Genomic DNA, 22,927 nt, shown 5'->3' with positions numbered 1-22,927 from the left:
GATTAAAAGTACCTCTATAAGATAAATAATTGCCGCTTAGCATTTGCTACGCGTTCCAAGGCTTTAAGCAGACTTATCTATGTAGCACTTTATGACTTAGCTGGCAGCAAGCAACGCGGATAGCTGCTCGATAGCGTGGTCTAACACCTCTAAACGTGCTTGGCGCTTGTCATTATTAGCGATCACACACCAAGGGGCGTTCTTAGTATCCGTACGTGCCAGCATATCAGCCGCCGATTGTACATAATCTGACCATTTATCACGGTTACGCCAATCGTCGTCGGTCAATTTAAATTGTTTGTATGCAGTTTCTTCACGTTCCTCAAAACGCTTAAGCTGCTGTTTTTTATCGATCGCCAGCCAGTACTTGATGACCAAAGTGCCTGACGCTGCTAAGGCAGCTTCAAAGCGATTGATTTCATCATAAGCGCGCTGCCACTCATCATCCGTCGCAAAGCCTTCGATACGCTCTACCAAGACACGCCCATACCAAGTACGATCAAAAATACCAACACGGCTGATGCGGTCTGTCTGCTCGTTCGGAAGCTTTTGCCAAAAACGCCACAAATAAGGATGCTGTAGCTCATATAACATGGGCGCGCCAATATTATAAATTTGATATTCGCGTGGATCTAGTGGCGCCACCAGTCTTTTGATAGCGCCACCCTTTCCTGCTGCATCCATACCTTCAAAGGCAAACACCACATGTTGACCTTGACGCGCACGTAACAGTTCTGCCAAGCGTGCCTGCTTCTTAGCCAATGCGTCATTGTAGTCAGATTTATCAATATCTGAATCTTCGATATCAGTAAGTACCTTAGGTATTTTTACTCGCTCAAACTTTATTGACTGATACTCTATTTGATTATTATGAGTATCCTTTGAATCTTGTGCTTGATCTGATTCTGCACTGTTTTCTCCTCGGCTGCTAACTAAGGCTTTTTGCATCGCATGTAAGACTTCATGACAAAAATGTATGGCTGCTTGCGATTTATCTGCGCCATCGATGATAATCCAATCCCCTTGCTGGCGTAATAATTCGGCAGCAACTTCATTGAACTTAGCCACTATCGTCATATCATGCCAATCAATTTGGTATAGAAATTTCGGATCTGGCTCGTCATCATTAAGCCTCGCCTGCAAAGTCTCGATATCGACATGAAACCAGCACTTTAGTAGCTGCGTTTGATTTGCCACAAGGTCTTGCTCAAAATCTTGCAATTCCGTTAGCTGCTGGCGTAAATAGTCTTGCCATTGACCAATTGGTAACGCTTCAATATCCCTATTCTTCTTATTTTTTTCTGACTTTTCGCTCTCTGCACTTGCCATGCGCATCACGTTATACAATAAATCTGCATACCAGTTGCCAAAATATACCATCACATCACCATGGCGCGGCATGGCTTTGGTATGCGTCTGCCAAATCGGTTGGTGCGCTAAAGGACAATAACCAATGGTCGCTTCTACCTTAAGCAGGCGCGGATCGACCCACTGGCGCAATTGCGTTACCGCCGTTCCCTTACCTGCCTGCTCCATACCATTGACTAATACTAATAGCCCAATGGCTTTATCAGTGCTTGGTGATTCTGGCTGGCGCGTCGCACGCAGAGCGAACTGAGCTGTAACCAATGCCAATCGCAGCGCATCTTCATCCATTGAAAATTTGCTCAAAGGATTGGGCATAAGACGCTGCTCGACGACTTGCTCGTTAAATGGCGCGCTCACATCTTTTGCTGACTTATCTGTTTTATTCTTTTTTTTGCTCATGTTTATGCTCGCTATAGTCTTATCAAATAATTGGTTTAAAATAATCGTCTAAAATAGCTAAGGTGTTTTATCATAGCACTGCGCTCTTTTAGTAAATAACGTGGCTATGTAATTTGTGTTATAAAATCTTAGAAATTGACTACCTGAAAGCGCTGTGCAATCTTTATATGTAACAGTTTGGCATTTGTATTCTGTCTTATTTTCTTTTAAGGTGAACAAAATCTTAAGAGCATGGTTTAATAGCTGCCTATAAGTAGAAAACTTAGCGCTAACCAGCCCCCTTATTATCCAGCTTTTATTATCAACTTGATGACTATTATTATTTTTATAGGATGACCTGCCATGTCTGCTTTAGCCAACTTACAACAGCACCTTGACCGCTTTTGGGCGCTGCCACATCATGAAGACGCTGCATTGAATAAGAAGCTTAATGAAGTGCAATCATGGCAACAAGCCCGTATCAAGCGTACGCATAGCACGCTGTTTGAGCAACCAAAAAACCAGCTAATGGCAGATTATTTTTTAACGCAGCTGTATGGTGGTGATGAATTTAAAGTATTGGCAGAACAATTAGGGCGCATTCTCCCTAAAGCCAAGAAACTTGAGCGTCTTGCCAAAGAGTCATCTTTAGAAGCTGGCAGTATGGGTATTCAAGCGTCTATATTGGCGATTGAGCTTGACTTGCATTTGGCGCAGTGGTTACTCGAACAAGAGTTAGCTGTCAATGAAGAAAACATGCTACTCGCTTACCGTACGGTTGATGAAGCTATTGAGCGTCGCGTACAGATTAATAATTTAAAAGACGTTTGCTATCGTACTGACAAAGACTTGAATTCATTTATGCTCAAAAAAGCTTTTGCGATGGCTAAAGGCACCGCGTATCGCTACAACTTTCAGCCGCTTTATGATTTTATCGATTCAGGCTTTAAAGCCATGAAACCATTAAAAAGTGTGAGCAGCTTTATTGAACCGTTTTGCGCGCGCGAGCTTGAAGTTATTGATGAAGTCCATGCCATGGATAATGACGGTAAGCCCGCTGCGTTTGCTGTATGATAAGCGCTATTGTCTCAACAACTATTAGTATTTTATCTGACTAAAAACAAGCATAAAAATAAATCATAGGACACCACGATGACTGATCATGTAAATAATAAAACGACTACTGATGGCCGTATACAAGATAAATTGGTTCAAGACAGTATCACTAATAACCAAAATATTACCGCTCAAGTAAAAGCACGTCAAAATACCGCTACAAGTGTTAATAACGTTATTAACAATGACTTTACTCATGTTGAAGATTTACCCATAGGAACGCCACAAGGGCAACAAACCACTATGCCAAATGCTAATACTGAAAACCACGCCCAAAATAGCACTGTAAATGACGCTGCACAGACAAATACTCAAGCCCCTAAACAAACGCTTTTTAACCAACGTGACGATATCAATAACCCGCATACGTCTGATACTGATGGTCATGAAGAAACCCATTTTGGCTATAAGACCGTTAATAAAGCAGAAAAACAAGCGCGTGTGGCTGACGTATTTACCTCTGTCGCCAAAAAATACGACATCATGAATGACTTGATGTCATTTGGTATTCATCGCTTGTGGAAGCGTTATGCCATCAGCTTATCTGGCGTGCGTGCTGGTCAACATGTATTAGATATCGCTGGCGGTACGGGTGATTTAGCCAAAGTCTTTAGCCGTGAAGTCGGTCGCAACGGTAAAGTCGTGTTGTCTGATATCAATGCGGCAATGCTAGAAGTTGGTCGTGAGCGCTTGATTAATGCTGGCTGTAATAATGTCGATTTTGTTTTGGCGAACGCTGAAACCCTAGCGCCATTTGATGATAATAGCTTTGATCTGCTGACCATCAGCTTTGGTCTACGTAATGTCACAGATAAAGATGCTGCATTAAAATCGATGTACCGTGTGCTTAAGCCAGGTGGTCGCTTATTAATACTAGAGTTCTCAAAACCTATCTTTGAGCCATTATCAAAAGCCTATGATTTATATTCATTCACGGCGCTACCGATGATGGGTAAGCTGGTTGCTAACGATTCAGAAAGCTATAAATATTTAGCTGAATCGATTCGTATGCATCCTGATCAGCAGACGCTAAAGCAGATGATGGAGCAAGCAGGCTTTGAAAATTGTGATTATCATAATCTGACAGCTGGTATCGTCGCGGTACATCGCGGCTTTAAAGCATAAGATTAAGTTTTAAATTACAATACATAGCGATAAAAATGCCATTATGTAAAATGATGGCAACTTATATTTATAAATAATGCGCTCTTTTAAGGCGCTCAACTGACTATGCGAGAGCCTTATGCTGACTGTTCTACTTTTGGCCGGTGCTGAAAAGCTGATTAATATGGCTATTGCCAGTGATGAGATTACCAAAGCGGGTTTAGCGCCACTTGCTGGCAAAGTGCTGCGTCTCAACATGGGCACGCCTGAGGTGAATTTAGATGTGTTATTCACTGAAGAGCGCTTGCGTTTTGAGCCAGTGACGACTGAAAGTGTGTTTGAGCAAAGTGGCGCTATGAATGAGCGTCAAAAAGCCAGTATGGATCGTGCGCGTCTTGGTCATAGCCGCCCAGATTGTATTATTACCGTCGATAACCCTGCCCAGCTACTGAATCTCATGCGCGGTACAGAAGGCAACTTGCCTATTGAGGGCGATTACAAAGTACTTATGCAACTCAATCAATTGGTTGCAGGCTTTGATCCTGATGTTGCGGGACAACTTGAACCATTTATTGGTAAATCGATGGCGAGCCAGTTGCACCTCCTGATATCGCAGCTTAAAGGCAGCTGGCGTCATAGTGCAAAGCGTGCTTTTAACGATGTTAGCGATTGGGCAAACGATGTTGCAGGTAATAGTGCACCTGACCCAATAGATGTAACTGAAGTAAATGCGCTTAAGCAGCAACTACTGAAACTGCGCGCCGATGTTGAACGTGAAGAAGCCAAACTAGCCGCTATCAAAGATGAGCAAGCACGTTTAACTCATAGTAGATAGTTGCCTTTTTTACAACGCCTACCTTATTTTTGACTTTATCTAGAGTATTTATATCTCATGCTATTATCCCATCGCGCCCGTTTACTTGAGCTATGGCGCATTGCCGCCACCTATCGTATTGACACCCATTTTTCTGTCGAAGAAGCGCCGCAGCTACAACCTTTGGTACGTTTAATCCGTATGCATCCAGCTGCGTGGGGTAAAAAGCATCAGCCTAATGCGATTAAATACGCGCTTGAAGATATGGGGACTCTATTTTTAAAGCTTGGACAATTACTCTCGACCCGCCGTGACCTCGTGCCACCTGAGATTATTGCGCAACTTATTCAACTACAAGATAAAGTTAAATCTTTCGATTCTGATATCGCGATTGCGCAAATTCAAGACCCTAGACACGGTCTTGGTCAATCTATTGGCTCTTTATTTGCACGTTTTGACGTCAAGCCTTTAGCAGCTGCTTCTATTGCCCAAGTACATACCGCTGCGCTGCATGATGGGCGTGAAGTGGTGGTCAAAGTGGTTCGTCCTGATATTCGCACGACCATTATTGCAGATTTTGAATTGCTACGAGAACTCGCCAATTGGGCATCGGCGCGTATCGAAGCAGCTCGTGCAATACACATCATCGATATTGTTGAAGACTACCGTCAAGTCATGCTCAACGAGTTAGATTTGACATTAGAGGCAGACAATACAACGCAGATGCGCAACAACTTTTTGGGCTCGGTATTGATGTATGTGCCAGAAGTCTATGATGCCAATAAAAACGTCATGGTCATGGAGCGTATACAAGGCGTTCCAATCTCAAAAATTGAGGTATTTGATCAATTAGGCTATGACCGTGCAGCATTGGCAGAAAAAGGCTTAACGATATTTTTTACCCAAGTATTCCGTGATAACTTCTTCCATGCCGACATGCACCCCGGCAATGTTTTTGTCGAGACGCCACCAGTCAATACCTTGACTGCAAATATGGCCGCCGTGGACTTAGGGCATGAGCCGCGTTATATCGGGCTTGATTGTGCCATCATGGGCACCTTATCAAAAGACGATCAGCTTATCGTCGCGCGAATGTTATTGTCCGTGATGAATAACAACTTTACAGCGATGGTTGATATCGTCAGTCGAGCTGGCTGGATACCGCCAAGTGCTGATAAGCATGCATTGATGCGTGATATGAAACGCACTGTCGGTCCGATGTTACAAAAATCCATTAACGATATCGACTTTGCCGGTGTATTAATGCAAATATTAGATATCGCCCGCCGCCATCATATGAGTATTCCACCGCAGTTGATGCTACTGCTCAAAACTTTAGTGCATGTAGAAGGACTTGGTCGCGACTTGTATCCTAATCTTGATATCTGGTCGCTTGCCAAGCCAATCTTAAGCAGCTGGATTAAGGAGCAGCTTGATCCGATGCGTAATTTACAACACTTGCGTCAGCAGCTGCCTGAGATTTTATTATCGACCACTGATATTCCAAGACTACTAGATCAAGGATTACAGAGCCTTGCTTCACAAGGATCACGTCAAGACAGTCAACTGCGTGAGATTCAACAAATCCGTGCCGATATGCTAAACGACCGTCGCCGAGATTGGTTGGCGCTGGCGGGCTTTGCTATTTTCATAGCAATTGCAACACAAGTTATTGGTTGGCTCTCACCTATCTTTTACCTCTTAGCGATCTTAGCAGTCGTGTGGCGTATCTTAGCCTAAACCGTTAATAGCTTTGACTAGAAGACTTCTGACAATAATAAGTATTTATTAAAAATAGATAGGCATAAGCGTTTGGCTTGAGCCTTTACACACTATTTAATAGATACTATAAAAAATAAAACAAAAAAAATGTGCCTACATTTAATATTCTAATTAAGTGTAGGCACATTTTTTTAGGCTAACTTTATAGCATCTGATCAATCGCCATCTGCGTTAATACTCGACCACGTGCAGTCCGAAGTACATAGCCTTGTTGGATAAGGTATGGCTCAATCACATCCTCTAACGTACCGCGGTCTTCAGCCATCGCTGCTGCCACCGCTTCAACGCCCGCAGGTCCACCGTCAAAACGCTCGTGCAATATCTCAATATAACGTCTATCCAAATGATCGAGACCACGTCTATCGACTGCGAGCATATCAAGCGCACTACCAGCAATCGCCCCATTGATACTGCCATCGCCTCTGACCTGAGCATAATCACGTACACGTCGTAATAGACGGTTGGCAATCCTTGGCGTACCACGTGCACGGCGCGCAATTTCAACGGCACCATCCTCACTCATTGGCACGCGCATCAACCGCGCGGCGCGACTGACAATGGTGGTTAAATCAGCAATATTATAAAACTCTAGTCGCTGCACGATACCAAAGCGATCTCTCAGTGGTGACGTTAATAATCCGGCTCGGGTGGTTGCTGCGACCAGAGTGAATGGCGGCAAATCAAGCTTAATAGAGCGTGCTGCTGGTCCTTCACCGATCATGATATCCAGCTGAAAATCCTCCATCGCTGGATAAAGAATTTCTTCAATTACCGGACTTAAGCGGTGAATCTCATCAATAAATAGGACATCACCAGCTTCTAAATTGGTCAGCATCGCTGCCAAATCGCCAGCGCGCTCAAGGACAGGCCCTGAAGTAGAACGTAGATTGCCACCCATCTCGCGAGCAATAATATTGGCAAGGGTCGTTTTTCCTAAGCCTGGTGGTCCAAAGATGAGCGTATGATCCAACGCTTCATCACGCGCCCGTGCCGCTTGAATAAAGACTTCCATCTGCTCGCGTACGACGGGCTGACCGATATATTCCGCCAATAATGCTGGTCGAATATTGGCATCAGGGGCATCTGACGCCCCTTCTAGCGGATTAATCAAACGATCTTGCATCATAGTTTTTGCCATTATGCTTAAAGCATTATTTTTAAAAGATTAGGTAATAAATAGCATAACCAAACGCTGCTCATAAGTCATGCAAAACATGATAAAGCAGGTGCTAAAACGAAAATAAGCGACATCTAATGTCGCTTATTTTTAATCGCTTTTTTAAATCACGGTTTTATTATAAAAATGTCGCTACTTAAAACTTTGAAATTGCTGCAGCGTCGCTTTTAACAAGCTCTGCGTATCTGCAAATGTCTCGCCATTACTTTTTGCCGCCTTAATAGCTTGCTGAGCTTCTTTTTCTTTGTAGCCCAAGCTAATCAATGCGCCTTCAACTTCAGCAATGATACTTCCTTCAGCAGATATTGGTGCCGGCTGCATAGCAAATTCTAAATGACTGCTGTCGACTTCGATATTTTTCAGCTTATCTTTTAGCTCAATTAATAAACGCTGCGCTGTCTTTTTACCGATACCTGGGATACGTGTCAATGCTGATTCTGAATCTTGCTCGACATGCATTTTTAGCTCAGCAGCCGACATTGCAGATAGCATTGCTAATGCCATTTTTGCCCCAACACCGTTGATTTTAATCAGCTGGCGAAAGACATCACGCTCTTTACGGTCAATAAAACCATAGAGCAGCTGCGCATCTTCGCGCACATGGAAATGCGTCCAAATGCTTGCCTGCTCATTAAGACGCAATTGGCAAAATGACGGCAATGGCAGCTCAATATCATAGCCAACACCAGAGGTGGTCATGATACAGGCAGTCGGTGCCATTAAGTATTGCACCTGTCCATTAATCAATCCAATCATAATCCACGATCTCTTATATAGACTATTATAAAAATGAGCTAAAACATCACCTAACTATCAATCAGTCTTTTTTACCATGTCAGCTTACTAGTAAAAATTAACCATACCTTCAAGACTGATTGGACGAATCTTATGCGCTTGACCAGCTGAACCAAAGGCTTCAAAACGATTGGTACAGATATCTGACATCGCAACCATAGACGCTTTAAAGTATTTACGTGGATCAAATTCGCTAGGGTTTTCTGCAAGGAATTTACGGATAGCGCCAGTTGATGCCAAACGTAAATCGGTATCGATATTTACTTTACGCACACCATGCTTGATCGCTTCAACGATTTGCTCAACCGGTACACCATAAGTCTCACCGATGTTGCCACCATTTTCATTGATGACTTTTAGCCATTCTTGCGGTACTGATGATGAACCATGCATGACTAGGTGAGTGTTAGGAATACGGGCATGAATCTCCTTTACGCGCTCAATCGATAAGATATCGCCTGTCGGTGGACGCGTAAACTTATAAGCACCATGACTGGTACCGATAGCAATCGCTAACGCATCGACGTTGGTGTCTTTAACGAACTGCTCTGCTTCATCAGCACTGGTCAATAGCTGCTCGTGATCCAATACGCCTTCTGCGCCAGAGCCATCTTCTTCGCCTGCCATACCAGTTTCAAGACTACCTAAGCAACCAATCTCGCCTTCGACTGAAACACCGCAAGCATGAGCCATCTTGACTACTTCGCGAGTCACGCTAGCGTTATAGTCATAATCCATCGGCGTTTTACCGTCTGTACCAAGCGAGCCGTCCATCATCACTGATGAGAAGCCAAGCTGAATTGAGCGTTGGCAAATAGCAGGTGACATACCGTGATCTTGATGCATAACGACTGGAATATGTGGCCACTCTTCGATAGCAGCAATAATCAGATGACGCAAAAACGCAGAGCCTGCATAACTACGGGCACCGGCACTGGCTTGTACAATCACAGGAGAGTCACAGGCGTCAGCCGCCATCATAATGGCACGCATCTGCTCTAAATTATTAACATTGTAAGCAGGAACACCATAGCCGTGTTCAGCAGCATGATCCAAAAGTTGACGTAACGATATTAAGGCCATAAAACGCTCTCTGGTTATATTCTAAAAATAGTATTTTGAAGATGATATTAAAACATCATTTTTAACAATAAGACGTTGCCACATTTGCACTGCGACCTAGCTTTGCAATGGGTATTCCATTATAAGCCAACAAAAACCACTGCTTTCTGCTCGTCATTATTACGCCGTGATTATAGCAAAAATTACCAGCGCTTCGTAGCGCTTAACTGACTATTTGTTTGTCTGTTTGGTTTTTATACCTTGTTTGCACAGTTAGATAGTCGATTTCGTCTATAAAAAATTCATGACCTGCTTTTTATGGATCAAATTGATTATTTTTACCAATAAAAAAAGCCTTGGCAATTACCAAAGCTTTTATATATTTTATAGACTTATAAAACAACTTATCAGCTAACAGTCTTCCACTATTATATTAATGAATAGACTGCGCTTTATGTTGCTTGATTTTAGATGACTTAGCCTTTATACGACTTAGTACTGTTGTTCTGCATCGACAGCGACATCATTTGCGCCGTCAGCAACTGCGTTAGCACCGTCAGCAACGGCTGATGCAGTACCTTCAACGACATTGCTTGTGCCTTCAGCAATAGCATCACCAGTTTCTTCTAGGGCATTAGTGGCAGCAGCACCAGCAACTTCAGCATTTTCTGCAGCTTCAGCGCCAGCTTCTTGGGCAGCTACTTCAGCTTCAGCAGCAGCGGCTTCTGTATTCGCAGCAGCTTCTTCTGTGTTAGCAGCAGCATCTTCGCCAGCTGATTCAGCAGCAGCTTCCGTTTTATCTTGTGTTTCTTGGCTACATGCAGTGATTGCAAAAGTACCAGCAAGAACACTAGCAAGTAATAAATGACGTTTTAACATAACAAATCCCTCATAAATAAAGCATGTCAAATACATGGTTTGCGCTATTTTATAGAGTGCAAATTAGACATGCAATAATAATTTTCAGTATAGAAACAAATAATTACCACTTAATAATAATCGATGACAATTCGAACTTATTGCCTTGAAAACAATAAGATATGAATAGTAGCCAAAATATTATCCGTACAGCGTACCTTAGATACTGCGGCTAAGTTGTACGGCTAATGTTACTCATCTGCTTAAGTATCGTTAAGAGGTTATGCATTAACTTGTAAAGCAGCAACCGCTGGCAAGGCTTTGCCTTCTACAAATTCTAAGAATGCACCGCCACCCGTTGACATGTAGCTGACGCCATCAGCCACTTGATATTTATCAATCGCAGCAAGTGTATCACCACCACCTGCAATCGAGAAACCTTGGCTATTTTTGACCGCTTCTGCCACTATCTGAGTACCCTGACCAAACGCATCCACTTCAAAAACGCCGACTGGACCATTCCATAAGATAGTTTTCGCCTTGGTAATTGCCTCTGCCAATTTCATAGCACTATCTGGCGCGATATCTAATATCATGTCATTATCGCCAATCGTGTCGACAGACTTGATGGTCGCAGAGGCTTGTTGTAATGAGCCAGTGAAGTCAGCAAAATCAATGTCGCTTTTATCAGCAACGACTACATATTCAGGCAATAAAATCTCAGTTTTACCCATGATTTCACGAGCTGTATCGAGCAGATCGGCTTCGTAAAGTGACGCACCAACACTATGACCTTGCGCGGCTAAGAAGGTATTGGCAATCCCGCCACCAACGATAATCTGTGAGCAAAGCTCAGCCAAACTATGTAAAACCTCTAATTTGGTAGAAACTTTTGATCCGCCAACGATAGCGAGCATAGGTTGTGCTGGCGTTTCAAGTGCTAGGCTTAAAGCATCAAGCTCTGCTGCCAATAAAGGTCCAGCACAGGCGGTCTTACCTGCTTTATGCATCGCTTGGGTCACGCCTTCTGTTGATGCTTGGGCGCGATGTGCTGTGCCAAAAGCGTCCATCACAAATACATCGCACAAATCAGCATATTTTTGTGCAAGCGCTGCATCATTCTTCTTTTCGCCTTCATTAAAACGTACGTTATCTAGCAGTACGACTTCACCTGCTTCGATAGCGACGCCTTGAGTGAGGTAGTCACTATTCAGCGTAACAGGCGCGGATAGTTTATCGCTTAAATAGTCAGCAACGGGTGCTAACGAATAGATGGCTTCAGGATTGCCTTCTGTCGGGCGTCCTAAATGCGAGCAGACTATCACTGCTGCACCCTTTTCTAGCGCCATCTTAATCGTCGGCAAACTTGCTTGCAGGCGTGCATCACTAGCCACTTTACCCGCTTTAATAGGGACATTAAGGTCTTCACGAATCAACACTACTTTATCGGTCAAACTCAGCTCGCTCATACGCAAAAAATTCATTACCTGCTCCTATATATCATCTGTTATCAATCTGTATGACGGTTCGCCAACAGTTTATTGGATATGCTTTAGCAAATTTATTTCATCAAAATCCTATTGCTGGCAGTTTTAGAAAACTGTCCTAGCAAGCATTTAAGGCGGTGTATTCTAACAGTTTTATAGTCTGTACTTATATGTCACCTAAGATAAATTTAGCGATAAGCAAATTTATCTTCTCAAACTAATAACACTCTCATTAACATTTTGTGGTGGTACTGAGTCGTTTAGCTATTTATGATCAATAGCGTACTTGTGCCATAACAATAAACCATTAGGAGAAATAAATGAGTATCGACTTTGAAGCTGCCAAACAAAACCTATTACAACTAAAAGAAGAGTACCAAACTCGGATTGCTGATATTGAGGACCATATCCAAAATCCGCAAGATGATCTCAATGAACACTGGGAAGATCAAGCGATTGCTTATCGTCAGAATGACATGCGCAAGAACTTAATGGTTGAGGCACAGCAAAGCTTAGGTTTTGTAGACCACGCTTTAAGCCGTATCGAAAGTGGCAGTTATGGGGAATGTGAGGTATGCGCTGAGCCTATCGAAGCACAGCGCCTGCAAGCATTGCCTTATGCAACTTTATGTATGCAGCACGCTGAATAAATTCGTACTTATATTTTAAAATAGTATTCATTCAGCAGGCACATTCCACTTATTAAGTACTTGCTGCCACTGCTGACAACGCGTTGCGATTTGATGGACAGGTAAATCCATGATATCGCCAACGATTGCTATATAAGCAATAGGTAACCCTGCCAGCTCTGAGATGTTTTCTGCCGTTAAACCGCCTATCACGCATATTTTTATATCTTGCTGGCAGCCTTCTATCAGTTGCTGGCGTAAGATAGTGGCAGCATTGGGCTTGGTCGTTGAAGCAAAGATTGCACCCATGGCGGCATAGCTTGCGCCTTCAGTTTTCGCAGCTTTGACTAGCGTTATATCGCCATGACAAGTGCGACCAATGATTTGATTCGGGGCTAAAGATTGTGTTGCCTCACTAAGATCACCATCTTGCTGTCCCAAATGCACGCCGATACCAAGTTTTTCGGCCAAAGCAATATTGTCATTTATCAATACTGGCACATTGTAGGTTTTAGCCAAATTAACGATTTGTAGCGCCTCTTTATAAAGAACAGATTCGCCGTCAGGCAATGCTAATATCTGCTTACGACGTATTTGTAAAAGAGCAATCAATCCTGTTGCTAAAGCGGCTTCTAACTTTTGATATAAAAGGCTAAACTCATCATCATTAGTCAGCAAATATAGCTTAGGTATAGTATGAGAAACCGTAGAGACTGATGACTGAATCATGTAATGCTCCTTAACATCAATACGTTTTTGACATAATAAAAAGGCTGTTATATCACATAACAGCCTTTTTATTATAAATGTCTTTTGATACTGCGCGTTTAACGCTGTAATCTTATACCGTGCGACGTGTTGCTAAGCTATTTAAGATATTTTTGGCATCACCCCAGCGCGTTGCTGAACTATTGGCACCCAAAATCACGATAATAGCGGGACGATTATTGACGCGCGTCTCCATGACAACACAACGCCCTGCTTCATTGATAAAGCCTGTCTTTGAGATGCCGATAGGATAGCTGCCATCACGAACTAAGCTGCTGGTGTTATTGGCTTTGTAAGTACGGTTACCACTTGAGAAGTTAGAGACAAAAAAATCATAGCTCTTAGTGGTTGAGAAACGACGAATCACGTCATAGTTACCAGCAGCACGAACCATTTTAACCAAGTCATTTGAGGAAGCAACGTTGCGCTTATCCAGACCCGTTGGATCACCAAAGAAAGCGGTACTCATGCCAAGCTCTTGTGCTTTACGGTTCATCGCGCGTATAAAGGCGCTATAGCCACCCGGATAATTACGGGCAAGACTTTTTGCTGCAGGATTTTCTGATTTCATTAATGCCATTAACAGCATCTCAGCGCGATTGAGCCGATCGCCTGACTTTAGGTTAGAGCTGGCACGCTTTGGACCAACGAAATCTTCTGGATCAAGTGTTAGCTCTTCACGCATATCTAAGCCGGCATCAAGTACCACGATAGCCGTCATTACCTTGGTAATACTGGCCATTGGACGCGCGATATCCGCATCTTTTTGATAAATTGACTCACCGGTTTCTGCATCAATAACCGCGACACTGCGCGAATCGGTGCTGATCGGAATCATATTACTGTTGCCAAAACTACCGCGATAAGTGGTGTTGTAGCTATTGGCATTATTATAACTGTTGTTATTACTACTACCAAAACTGGTCGTATTGGTAATACTGGTTGTACCAGAACCGTTATCTATTTTTTTAATCGTAGAGCTGTTGCCAGACCTAGACATGATACTGCGCGCTTCAGACAAGCTATCGGCACCGCCCCAGCTCAGGCGAGCACTAGACTCAGCGCTGGCGCTACCATTAATTGTAAGTGCGGCTTGTGCGACACTGCCCAAACTCAATGAAATCATAGCAGCGATTAATTGCTGTTTGGTTAATGGTAGTTGCTTCATTCTGCCTCCTGCTTACGTGCTGTCATCAGTGACATACTGACTGACGCCAACTACGTACGTAGCGTTTATAGGTGTGTTTGTAGATACTCACATAGAGTTTTTGTATTTTTAGTGTATCATGGTTTGCATTTAAGTTTAATGTACTAAATCAATTAGATGGCATTTCAGTGCCACATTCAAATTTTACTACACTTACTTGATGTTACAGCAATATTAGTTAACATTAGCGCAATATAGCATTACATTAACGCTAGTAGACACCTTATTGCGTCTCTACTGTCCAAATAAAGCAATTAATATTGGCTTTTTTATGCGTAAATGAGTGTTATTGGTCAAATAGATTGATTAAGATGACTTAAATTTAGTAGTGCACCTTTTATTCTGATAGATAGAAAAGAGTATAACAATGATTCGAGTATTAGTAGTAGATGATCATGATTTGGTGCGGATGGGTATTAGCCGTATGCTGGCAGATAGTGCAGATATCGAAGTCGTCGGTGAGGCAGACAGCGGTGATATGGCGATAAAGATGGCAAAACAGCTGCGTCCTGATGTCATATTACTGGATGTAAATATGCCCAATATCGGCGGTTTGGAAGCAACCAAACGCTTGATTCAGCTGGATATGGGTATCAAAATTTTGGCGGTTAGTAGTATGTCAGCTCAACCTTATCCCTCAATGTTGATTAAAGCGGGCGTCAATGGCTATATTACTAAAGGCACACCGCTTGATGAGATGATACGAGCGGTCAAAAAAATCTATCAAGGTGGACGCTATTTTAGCCAAGACGTCGCTGAACAATTAGCTGACGTACTTTTATCTGATAATGCCAATTCCCCTTTTGATTTGCTCAGTGATCGTGAGAAGCAAGTAGCAATGATGGTGGTTAACTGTCAAAGTCCTCAACAAATCGCAGACCAGTTATTTGTCAGTGTGAAGACCATCAACACCTATCGCTATCGCATTTATGAAAAAGTAAATGTCGATAGTGATGTGAAATTGACGCATTTAGCGATTCGTCATGGTCTTATTCAACCCTAATTATCAAGTCTCTCTCTCATTAAGAACATTAGTTGTTAATCCATGAATCCTGCCAAATCTGCCTCCAAGCTTATTGCTGCTATTACTGACTATCTAGAGCAAGATGATATTTTGCCTGTGCCGCAGTTACGCAAACTGGGGATGATTTATAGCAGTTATCGCTTTATCGTCAGCTTGTTTTTTATGTTGATGGTATATATTACGGTTCGCACGGATGGCAGCCTATCATTGCCAAGTTTCTTGCAGCAAACCGTGCTCAGTTTTTACGTTTTGCTAAGTTTAATCTTGCTAGGATTATTTTATACCGTTGGTAAGCATATACGCCGACAGCTGGCTTTTGGGTTGGCGCTAGATGTCATTATCCTAAGCTTATTGCTCTATACCGCCGGCGCACCTGATTTGCAGCTGACCATGCTATATATGGTGGTGGTAGCAGCAAGCTTTATGTTATTACATGGCTCACAAGCGTTAATTATTACTTTGCTTGCCATTATTTTTGTGATTTATCAGCAGTTTTTTTATGCCATTGCCAATAGTATGAGTTTGGCAAATTTAGGCAATGCCCTACTCATGTCAGCCAGCTTTTTGGCAGTAGGAGGTCTAAGCTGGTCGATATCGCAGCGCTTGGTACAGCTTGAAAAAGTAGCGGTTCGCCATGCCAAAGAAGTCGAGCGTTTAAATAGTATCAATCAAGAAGTCATCTCTCAAATGGTCAATGGTGTCATCGTCATTGATAACAAACAAGTGGTCTTAGCCAACCTTGCGGCTTATCAGCTACTTAGCATCCCAAGCCGTCATGACAATAAGTCAAAACCAGTAGCCGCTTTTGAGCAGCAACTTGGTCAACAACATCTGCAATTGTTTAATGCTTGCTTATCGGTAGCCGCAGGACTAACGCGTACTTTTATTTATGAGCTGCCTGCTGTTGCCAACTCTTCTATCATTGGCAAGCTACGTGTCGATATTATTCCGTTAAAAGACGAAAGTAAACTCATTATATTAGAGGATTTACGCCGTGAACAAGCCAGTGCGCAACAATTAAAGCTCGCCTCACTTGGACAGTTGACCGCCAGTATCGCTCATGAAATCAGAAACCCTTTGGCAGCTATTTCGCAAGCTAGCCAGTTGCTAATAGAAGATGTTATAGAAAGCGAGATGGACAATGACCTAAGTCCTTTCGCTAATAATGATATAAATAGCCAGATGACTGGCAATCATGAGCTTTACAAAATGATATTTTCGCAAACAAAACGCGTCAATCGCATTATCGAAGACGTATTAAAACTGTCGCGCCAGCAAACGGCCAATCAACAAACCATTATCCTTACTGATTGGATGCCTGTATTTTTAGACAATTATTTTAAAGGACATGATGTCTTTTTACATGTTCTTACCCAGCCTACCATCTCTTTTGATATTCATCAGTTAGAGCAGGTACTCATCAATTTAATCAATAATGGTTTACGCTATAGTAGTTACGCCCACCCTCATGCCTTTGTGGAAATCGAAATTTATTGTGCCGATAACGATGTTATAATCGATGTTTTGGATGGCGGTACTGGTGTTAATGCAGATGATTTAAGCGCTTTATTTAATCCATTTTTTACCACCGAACAATCAGGCACAGGGCTTGGGCTATATTTATCACAAGCCTTTTGTGAAGCCAATCAGGCACGCTTACTGTATGTGCCTGAGCATCAAAAAACCTGCTTTAGGCTAATTTTTCCTGCTGTTCATAATGACATCGTTAGTCCAACTTTTATCTAAAGAAGAAAGAATTACTTCTCAAAAAAAATTGAAAGAAAATGTAAAACAAAAGGCTTTATATTGTTCATTAAAAAATACCTGTAACCAATGCAGTTATTAAGACTGATAAACCCTTAGAGCGTTATTTTATATACTTTTGTAGCACTTGAAAACAATGAGATGATGTATGACAACCACCGCGCTAGTCGTTGATGACGAAGTAGATTTATGCCGTTTGATGCAAATCACCCTGACCAAAATGGGTATCAAAAGTGATGTTGCCTATACATTGTCGCAAGCGAAATCGTACTGGCAAGACAATGACTATGATTTTTGTCTAACCGATTTAAAGCTCCCTGATGGTTCGGGATTAGAGTTGGTCAAACATATCAGTGCCAGCTCCAGTAAGCCCATTGCGGTGATTACAGCGCATGGTAGTATGGATTTAGCGATTGAAGCACTAAAGCTTGGGGCTTTTGATTTCGTTAATAAACCGCTTGAGCTACCACGCTTACGGCAATTGGTTGAAAACGCGCTAAAGGTAATACAACAAGATTTGACTGCCACGTCCACGCCGCAACACTCACCTGAACAGCAGATGCTCGATGAGCGCCTGATTGGTGATTCGGCGGTAATGCATCCTTTAAAAAACACTATTTTAAAATTGGCTCGCTCACAAGCGCCGGTATTTTTGTCAGGGGCGTCAGGTACAGGTAAAGAAGTCGTTGCGCGGCTCATTCATGACTTAAGCCCGCGGCGTGACGGCAGTTTTGTGCCAGTCAATTGCGGGGCAATACCTTCAGAGCTGATGGAATCAGAGTTTTTTGGTCATAAAAAAGGCAGCTTTACAGGTGCCGTTGCGGACAAGCAAGGTCTATTTCAGCAAGCCAATGGCGGTACTTTATTTTTAGATGAAGTGGCAGACTTGCCTTTGGCGATGCAAGTGAAGTTGCTACGGGCCATTCAAGAGAAAACCGTACGCGCGATTGGTGATACCAAAGAAGTACCTGTCGATATTCGTATCTTGTCAGCCACGCATAAAGATTTAAACCAGCTGGTACAGACAGGGTTGTTCCGTCAGGATTTATATTACCGCATTAACGTGATTGAGCTTAAATTACCAACATTGAATGCACGGCGCGATGACATACCGGTATTAGCCACGCATTTTTTAGCGCTGATTGCTGAAGAGTGGCAGTTAGAGTCGAAGCCTTTATTAACTGCAGAGGCTTGCCTGCGTCTACAGCAGCATGATTTTGCGGGTAACGTTCGTGAGCTGCGTAATGTACTTGAACGTGCCGTTACTTTGGCTGAAACCTCAACTATTGATATAAGCCATCTCGGCTTATCTGACTTAGATGCCCATCAACAGGCTCATATGCCTCAAAAAATCAATGAAAATAACGCATCTGATTCAATAGAAAATATAGATAAAGACGGTAGAGAACCATCATCTATCAAAAGTGTCTCGACGCAGCAAGCAACGGCTAATCTGCACCCTTATCGTACGATGACTCATCACTATGCTGCAGTGAAGCAGCCTTCGATATCCGGTACGATATCTGACTCATCGTCTTCCGCAATAGGAATAGAGCAGCAATCAGTGACAGCAATGGCGGAGAGCGCTGAATCAGTAAACAAGGATACAAATAGTGATAAGACCGATTCTGTAGCCAATCTCGACAGTAGTATTGATGGCAATAATGATATGTTAAACAGTATCGCGATAAAAAGCAGCGTCAGTGGTCAGCTACCAGCACAAGGGTTAGAGCACTATCTCCAAGAGCAAGAAAGACAACTTATTATCACTGCACTTAAGCAAACTGGCTGGAATAAAACCCAAGCCGCTGAACTATTAGGAACCACTTTTCGATCTTTACGCTATCGTATGACCAAACTTGAGATTGCAGAAGATCAAGCTGAATAAAGGGCTTTGATATAGAATTGTGACTAGATTAGAGCTTTACCTTAGATGTTGGTTTTTCAATAACATTCTTTATAACTGTATTGTTTTTAATAATACTGTTTTTAGGATCTGGCTTTTTCTCAGAACGTACAAATCGAATACCTGAAGTAAGCGCTTTCTTTCGTAATAAATCAAGCGCTTGCTGCTCCCACGTGCTTTCACTGCCCGATAGAGCGATATCAGGCTCTACCCCAATACCATCTATCTTTTTACCTGAAGCAGTCATGTAGTTAGCAACCGTGAGCTTGACCGCTTGCTCATCGTTAAGCGGTATCACCGATTGTACAGAGCCTTTGCCGTAACTGACCTCACCTAAGACAGTGCCACGCTTTTGCGCTTGCAAGCTACTGGTCAACACTTCTGCCGCTGACGCCGAATAGCGATTTTGCAATACCACTACCGGTAACGCCTCAAGCAATGCTGCACCTCTAGTCGATAATGTACGGGAATCTGCTTGGCGACTCTTTATCTGTACCACATCCGTATCTGTCATAAATAGGCTAGCAACGCTCACAGCGGATGCCAATACGCCACCTGGATTATCACGTAAATCTATTAGTATTCCTGTGACAGGCTTATCTAAATCGATCAAACTTTGTAGCAGTTTTTCACGGCTATTATTTTGAAATGCTGGTAACCTAACAATGGCCATACCATCTACAAAACGAGTTTCAATAATTTGAGGATGGCTATTATTACGTTGTAAAGTGGTGACATGTTTACGGCGTCCTGCCTTGGACGTCACCACATCTACTTGCGTACCAGCAATGCCTGTCAAAAGCTGCTCGATATCGTTACTTTCTTCATCTTCGCCAAGCTTAAACTCATCGACTTGGTGTAGATAATCGCCAACTGCGATACCCTTTTTATCGGCAGGTGAATCATCCAGTACCTCAGTGATGACCCAATAGCCCAAGGCTGATTGATACTCAACTTTGATGCCAATATCCCCTACATCGCCTTCCGTAAAAGCACGCAGATTTTCATAAGCTTCGGCGTCCAAAAATTCAGCATGGCTATCAAGCTTGGTTAACATACCGCTCATAGCATTATTAAACAGTTCTTCATCATTAACCGTATCGACATATTCACGACGCACCAAATCAATCAAAGCCACAAAGGTCTTCAACGTTTCAGGAGAAATAGCATTTAATGACACTTGAGCGACTTCAGCAGGAATGTCGGTATTAATAATAGGCGATTCATTGTTCAGAACAGTTTCATCCGCCACACTATCAATTAAATCGTCAGCTTGATCAGCAGATTCAAGCATATCAGCAATATCTAATAGATCATCTGCGCCGTTATCTAATGGTACATTATCAGCATTTAAACTGATGAGTTGTAAGCTTGCCGTACGACTTGCGTTGCGCCCTGCCGCAATATCTTTGACAGCCGCTTGCGCTGGTATAGCAATCATACTTAAGCTTAGAAAACCCATGATAAGCGTCGGCTTTAAGACGTTAGTGTAGCTAGATATCGTACTCATTGACTGCTCGAGTCTTTTAGAGGTCAATGGAAAGGTACGACTGATAGGATTGTTAAAATGCATAAAAATCACCTGAAAATTTGTCCAAAGTTAAGCCATCATTATTATAGGATTGTTATATGGTTATTATTGAATAATAGCCCATAAGATAGCATCAAGCACCCTTATAAGAATAGGAGAGTATTGCAAGTAACTTAGGTGAAATGTTAGACAAAATGTAGCAACAAAAAAGGGAGAGCTGATCAATAGCTCTCCCTTTTAATATTAATTTACTTTGAAAGTAATGTAACGCTACTAGGGCGTGTCCTCAATTCAATTGATCATATCTAAACGGGCTAAAAATGGCTAAATTTTGCCAAACATCGTTAAATAGCTGGTTAATATCCCGATATTATCTGCGCTATTTTCCTTGTTTGACTGCAATTTATCTCATTTTTATCACCATTTTTGAAATGAGGACACGCCCTAGTATAAATTTCTAGCGCCTTACTATAATTGGATTATTGAGCGGCAACCAACAGACTTTCGCCTGTCATCTCTTTCGGCGCTTCGATATCCATTAAGGCCAGAATAGTAGGTGCAACATCACTAAGCTTACCACCGCTACGGACTTGTACTTTTTTCTCACCGACATAAATAAGTGGCACGTGTTCAGTAGTATGCTGAGTATGGACTTGACCGCTTTCATAGTCTTGCATCTGCTCACAGTTGCCATGATCTGCTGTAATCAGCATATCGCCACCTGCGGCACGTACTGCTTCTGCCACGCGCCCAACACAGATATCTAACGCTTCTACTGCTTGCACTGCAGCATCAAAGATACCAGTGTGACCGACCATATCACCATTGGCATAGTTGACAACTAGCACATCATATTTACCAGATTCAATCGCTTCCACCAATCTATCAGTCACTTCAGGCGCGCTCATCTCAGGCTGCAAGTCATAAGTAGCAACATCTGGCGATGGCACTAAGATGCGTGTCTCTCCTTTATATTCATCTTCACGCCCACCACTAAAGAAGAACGTCACATGCGCGTATTTTTCAGTTTCAGCAATACGCAGCTGAGTTTTACCCTTATCTTGCAAATACTCGCCAAGTGTATTGGTCAATGAAGTTGGATAATAAGCGATGCTGGTTTTAGGATTATCTGCTAACACATCAGAATACTTGGTCAACATTACAAACGCCGCAAGTTTTGGCTGCTTATTGCGAGCAAATCCTGGAAACTCATGATCCGGTAATACGAAAGCTTGCGCAAGCTCACGAGCACGGTCAGCACGGAAATTCATAAAAATAAGGGCATCATTGTCATCAACGGTATAAGGCACTTCATCACGCCCAATTACGACCGTTGGATTAATGAATTCGTCGGTTTCACGTGCTTTGTACGCAGCTTGCACTGCCCCATCAGCACGAGTTGCTAAACGATCCGCTTTACCTTCAGTAATCAGCTCATAAGCTTTTTGCACACGATCCCAGCGATTGTCACGATCCATCGCATAGTAACGCCCGATAATACTGGCAATCTGTACACGACCACTCTCATAATGCGCATTCAGCTTTGTGATATGATCACGAAGACGATTGATGTATTTATCAGCAGACTTAGGCGGCGTGTCACGTCCATCTAAAAAGCAATGCACAAAGACGTTTTTGGCACCATGTACCAATGCAGAATGACACATTGCTTCAATATGGTCTTGATGAGAATGGACGCCACCATCTGACAGTAAGCCCATAATATGCACATTACCGCCCAATGTATTGGCGGCTTTTACTGCATTGACCAAGGCTTCATTTTTATAAAAATCACGACTGGCAACTTCACTTGAGATACGAGTTGAATCTTGATAAAGCACGCGCCCAGCGCCCAAATTCATATGCCCAACTTCTGAATTACCAAACTGACCATCTGGCAAACCAACATCTTCTCCTGACGCTGATATCAATCCATGCGGATATTGTTCATAAATATTATCTAAATTTGGCATATTAGCGGCAGCAATGGCATTGTCTTTATCGTCTTCACGATGCCCAAACCCATCTAATATCATTAATACACGCGGCACTTTCTTATTATTATCACTATGTTGTTGCTTGCTTAATTGTGCCTGATTATCGTCGATAGATTCTGATTGTTGCTGGGTATTGGTCATGGATTACCGCTCCTCAAGT

18 protein-coding genes are annotated in these 22,927 nt (G+C 42.6%); 8 read left to right on the top strand and 10 right to left on the bottom strand.

Annotation, left to right across the window (positions count from 1 at the left end):
* Window positions 1–96: 96 nt before the first annotated feature.
* Entirely contained in the window at window positions 97–1,767 is a 1,671-nt protein-coding gene (locus VLA57_RS11380; RefSeq protein WP_333954984.1) for an ATPase, read from the bottom strand.
* Between the two features lie 342 nt (window positions 1,768–2,109).
* On the opposite strand from VLA57_RS11380, the gene VLA57_RS11375 reads away from it, so the two are divergent.
* From VLA57_RS11375 to VLA57_RS11360, 4 genes are all read left to right on the top strand, one after another.
* Complete coding sequence (locus VLA57_RS11375) at window positions 2,110–2,820, top strand: FFLEELY motif protein (protein WP_011513039.1); 711 nt, start codon at window positions 2,110–2,112, stop codon at window positions 2,818–2,820.
* A 78-nt stretch (window positions 2,821–2,898) separates the two neighbouring features.
* A complete protein-coding gene (ubiE, locus tag VLA57_RS11370; protein WP_333954983.1) occupies window positions 2,899–3,987 on the top strand; it encodes a bifunctional demethylmenaquinone methyltransferase/2-methoxy-6-polyprenyl-1,4-benzoquinol methylase UbiE in 1,089 nt (362 codons plus the stop codon).
* 118 nt (window positions 3,988–4,105) lie between these two features.
* A complete protein-coding gene (locus tag VLA57_RS11365) occupies window positions 4,106–4,801 on the top strand; it encodes a ubiquinone biosynthesis accessory factor UbiJ (RefSeq protein ID WP_149409857.1) in 696 nt (231 codons plus the stop codon).
* Between the two features lie 57 nt (window positions 4,802–4,858).
* Window positions 4,859–6,520 carry an ABC1 kinase family protein gene (locus VLA57_RS11360; RefSeq protein WP_333954982.1) on the top strand — a complete coding sequence of 554 codons (1,662 nt, stop codon included), beginning with the start codon at window positions 4,859–4,861 and terminating at the stop codon, window positions 6,518–6,520.
* A 184-nt stretch (window positions 6,521–6,704) separates the two neighbouring features.
* Here VLA57_RS11360 and ruvB read toward each other — a convergent pair whose 3' ends face one another.
* The 5 genes from ruvB to VLA57_RS11335 all read right to left on the bottom strand — a co-directional run bounded on the left by ruvB (window position 6,705) and on the right by VLA57_RS11335 (window position 11,938).
* A complete protein-coding gene (gene ruvB, locus VLA57_RS11355; RefSeq protein WP_041772439.1) occupies window positions 6,705–7,685 on the bottom strand; it encodes a Holliday junction branch migration DNA helicase RuvB in 981 nt (326 codons plus the stop codon).
* Between the two features lie 186 nt (window positions 7,686–7,871).
* Window positions 7,872–8,495, bottom strand: coding sequence for a Holliday junction branch migration protein RuvA (gene ruvA, locus VLA57_RS11350; RefSeq protein WP_333954981.1), 624 nt, complete (start codon window positions 8,493–8,495; stop codon window positions 7,872–7,874).
* A gap of 87 nt (window positions 8,496–8,582) precedes the next feature.
* The gene (gene fba, locus VLA57_RS11345) at window positions 8,583–9,617 is read right to left on the bottom strand and encodes a class II fructose-bisphosphate aldolase (RefSeq protein ID WP_020442949.1); all 1,035 of its coding nucleotides are present in this window, start codon (window positions 9,615–9,617) and stop codon (window positions 8,583–8,585) included.
* 471 nt (window positions 9,618–10,088) lie between these two features.
* On the bottom strand, window positions 10,089–10,475 hold the full coding sequence (locus VLA57_RS11340; RefSeq protein ID WP_333954980.1) for a hypothetical protein: 387 nt from the start codon (window positions 10,473–10,475) through the stop codon (window positions 10,089–10,091).
* A 260-nt stretch (window positions 10,476–10,735) separates the two neighbouring features.
* Entirely contained in the window at window positions 10,736–11,938 is a 1,203-nt protein-coding gene (locus tag VLA57_RS11335) for a phosphoglycerate kinase (RefSeq protein ID WP_333954978.1), read from the bottom strand.
* Window positions 11,939–12,261: 323 nt separating this feature from the next.
* Between VLA57_RS11335 and VLA57_RS11330 the strand changes: the two genes are divergently transcribed.
* Window positions 12,262–12,591 carry a TraR/DksA family transcriptional regulator gene (locus VLA57_RS11330; RefSeq protein WP_149492969.1) on the top strand — a complete coding sequence of 110 codons (330 nt, stop codon included), beginning with the start codon at window positions 12,262–12,264 and terminating at the stop codon, window positions 12,589–12,591.
* Window positions 12,592–12,618: 27 nt separating this feature from the next.
* Here the strand turns inward: VLA57_RS11330 and VLA57_RS11325 are convergent, their stop codons facing one another.
* On the bottom strand, window positions 12,619–13,299 hold the full coding sequence (locus tag VLA57_RS11325) for a thiamine phosphate synthase (RefSeq protein ID WP_011513029.1): 681 nt from the start codon (window positions 13,297–13,299) through the stop codon (window positions 12,619–12,621).
* Between the two features lie 112 nt (window positions 13,300–13,411).
* Window positions 13,412–14,506, bottom strand: a complete 1,095-nt coding sequence (locus tag VLA57_RS11320; RefSeq protein WP_011513028.1) for a serine hydrolase — start codon at window positions 14,504–14,506, stop codon at window positions 13,412–13,414.
* A gap of 406 nt (window positions 14,507–14,912) precedes the next feature.
* Here VLA57_RS11320 and VLA57_RS11315 point away from each other — a divergent pair, with 406 nt between their 5' ends.
* From VLA57_RS11315 to VLA57_RS11305, 3 genes are all read left to right on the top strand, one after another.
* The gene (locus tag VLA57_RS11315; RefSeq protein WP_011513027.1) at window positions 14,913–15,548 is read left to right on the top strand and encodes a response regulator; all 636 of its coding nucleotides are present in this window, start codon (window positions 14,913–14,915) and stop codon (window positions 15,546–15,548) included.
* Window positions 15,549–15,590: 42 nt separating this feature from the next.
* Window positions 15,591–17,315, top strand: coding sequence for a sensor histidine kinase (locus VLA57_RS11310; protein ID WP_333954976.1), 1,725 nt, complete (start codon window positions 15,591–15,593; stop codon window positions 17,313–17,315).
* Window positions 17,316–17,481: 166 nt separating this feature from the next.
* Window positions 17,482–19,221: a sigma-54 dependent transcriptional regulator gene (locus tag VLA57_RS11305; protein WP_333954974.1), complete on the top strand. Its 1,740-nt coding sequence runs from the start codon at window positions 17,482–17,484 to the stop codon at window positions 19,219–19,221.
* Window positions 19,222–19,249: 28 nt separating this feature from the next.
* Here VLA57_RS11305 and VLA57_RS11300 read toward each other — a convergent pair whose 3' ends face one another.
* Window positions 19,250–20,812: a S41 family peptidase gene (locus tag VLA57_RS11300; RefSeq protein ID WP_133105230.1), complete on the bottom strand. Its 1,563-nt coding sequence runs from the start codon at window positions 20,810–20,812 to the stop codon at window positions 19,250–19,252.
* A gap of 437 nt (window positions 20,813–21,249) precedes the next feature.
* Window positions 21,250–22,908 carry a 2,3-bisphosphoglycerate-independent phosphoglycerate mutase gene (gene gpmI / locus VLA57_RS11295; protein WP_133105231.1) on the bottom strand — a complete coding sequence of 553 codons (1,659 nt, stop codon included), beginning with the start codon at window positions 22,906–22,908 and terminating at the stop codon, window positions 21,250–21,252.
* Between the last annotated feature and the right edge of the window lie 19 nt (window positions 22,909–22,927).

Origin of the sequence: Psychrobacter sp. S4(2024) (assembly GCF_036861305.1) — a bacterium.
Taxonomy (GTDB): Bacteria; Pseudomonadota; Gammaproteobacteria; order Pseudomonadales; family Moraxellaceae; genus Psychrobacter; species Psychrobacter cryohalolentis.
Note: the sequence above shows the minus strand (reverse complement) of the source record. Positions and strands in the feature narration are given on the sequence as shown.

Coding starts and splice junctions, on each gene's coding strand:
- VLA57_RS11380 (WP_333954984.1), bottom strand. CDS start 1,767: ATGAGCAAAAAAAAGAATAAAACAGATAAGTCAGCAAAAGATGTGAGC.
- VLA57_RS11375 (WP_011513039.1), top strand. CDS start 2,110: ATGTCTGCTTTAGCCAACTTACAACAGCACCTTGACCGCTTTTGGGCG.
- ubiE (WP_333954983.1), top strand. CDS start 2,899: ATGACTGATCATGTAAATAATAAAACGACTACTGATGGCCGTATACAA.
- VLA57_RS11365 (WP_149409857.1), top strand. CDS start 4,106: ATGCTGACTGTTCTACTTTTGGCCGGTGCTGAAAAGCTGATTAATATG.
- VLA57_RS11360 (WP_333954982.1), top strand. CDS start 4,859: ATGCTATTATCCCATCGCGCCCGTTTACTTGAGCTATGGCGCATTGCC.
- ruvB (WP_041772439.1), bottom strand. CDS start 7,685: ATGCAAGATCGTTTGATTAATCCGCTAGAAGGGGCGTCAGATGCCCCT.
- ruvA (WP_333954981.1), bottom strand. CDS start 8,495: ATGATTGGATTGATTAATGGACAGGTGCAATACTTAATGGCACCGACT.
- fba (WP_020442949.1), bottom strand. CDS start 9,617: ATGGCCTTAATATCGTTACGTCAACTTTTGGATCATGCTGCTGAACAC.
- VLA57_RS11340 (WP_333954980.1), bottom strand. CDS start 10,475: ATGTTAAAACGTCATTTATTACTTGCTAGTGTTCTTGCTGGTACTTTT.
- VLA57_RS11335 (WP_333954978.1), bottom strand. CDS start 11,938: ATGAATTTTTTGCGTATGAGCGAGCTGAGTTTGACCGATAAAGTAGTG.
- VLA57_RS11330 (WP_149492969.1), top strand. CDS start 12,262: ATGAGTATCGACTTTGAAGCTGCCAAACAAAACCTATTACAACTAAAA.
- VLA57_RS11325 (WP_011513029.1), bottom strand. CDS start 13,299: ATGATTCAGTCATCAGTCTCTACGGTTTCTCATACTATACCTAAGCTA.
- VLA57_RS11320 (WP_011513028.1), bottom strand. CDS start 14,506: ATGAAGCAACTACCATTAACCAAACAGCAATTAATCGCTGCTATGATT.
- VLA57_RS11315 (WP_011513027.1), top strand. CDS start 14,913: ATGATTCGAGTATTAGTAGTAGATGATCATGATTTGGTGCGGATGGGT.
- VLA57_RS11310 (WP_333954976.1), top strand. CDS start 15,591: ATGAATCCTGCCAAATCTGCCTCCAAGCTTATTGCTGCTATTACTGAC.
- VLA57_RS11305 (WP_333954974.1), top strand. CDS start 17,482: ATGACAACCACCGCGCTAGTCGTTGATGACGAAGTAGATTTATGCCGT.
- VLA57_RS11300 (WP_133105230.1), bottom strand. CDS start 20,812: ATGCATTTTAACAATCCTATCAGTCGTACCTTTCCATTGACCTCTAAA.
- gpmI (WP_133105231.1), bottom strand. CDS start 22,908: ATGACCAATACCCAGCAACAATCAGAATCTATCGACGATAATCAGGCA.